The organism is endosymbiont of Ridgeia piscesae, assembly GCF_001443665.1.
Lineage (GTDB): Bacteria > Pseudomonadota > Gammaproteobacteria > Chromatiales > Chromatiaceae > Endoriftia > Endoriftia persephonae.
This window is the reverse complement of the sequence record NZ_KQ557195.1, coordinates 1-481: the sequence shown is the minus strand read 5'-3', so window position 1 is coordinate 481 and position 481 is coordinate 1. Positions and strand designations below refer to the sequence as shown.

Sequence of the window (481 nt, the reverse complement as noted above, 5' to 3'; positions counted from 1 at the left end):
ATCTGTATCCATCACTACTTTGTTATGCCTCTTCGCAATGTCACCCAAGTCAGTGTACGCCTGTGGTTGGTGGGGTGACGGGGAAATGAATCGACACAATGCTGCAGTGCTCACTACCATCGATGGAAAATCAGTATCGCACACACTTACCTATAAGACATCCAAGTTACCGGGGAGAATGGGATACGGTATTGCCATTCCAGACCCTGGTCGAGCTATTCCCTATTTACAGGCAACCCGTGGTCGTCAGATCAATCGTATAGCGGAACTGAAAACTTTCGGGTTTGAAGCCGTGATCGACCTCGGAACACCAAAAAAAACCGCACGATTACATCAATTGGAGACTGAGGCGCTGGGTATGCGTTATATCAGCATCCCGATTGATGGCGTAGTGCCAAGTCAGGAACAGGTTGACGACTTCACCCAGAAGGTTATCGATGCCAGCAAGGATAACCTTCTGGGTGAAGTCAGATCGGAAGAG

General features: G+C 48.9%; 1 protein-coding gene. It reads left to right on the top strand.

Annotation, left to right across the window (positions count from 1 at the left end; all coding sequences use genetic code 11):
• Nucleotides 1-85: 85 nt before the first annotated feature.
• Nucleotides 86-481: protein-tyrosine phosphatase family protein (locus Ga0074115_RS16410; RefSeq protein ID WP_157292837.1), on the top strand; the 396-nt coding region annotated here is incomplete at its 3' end.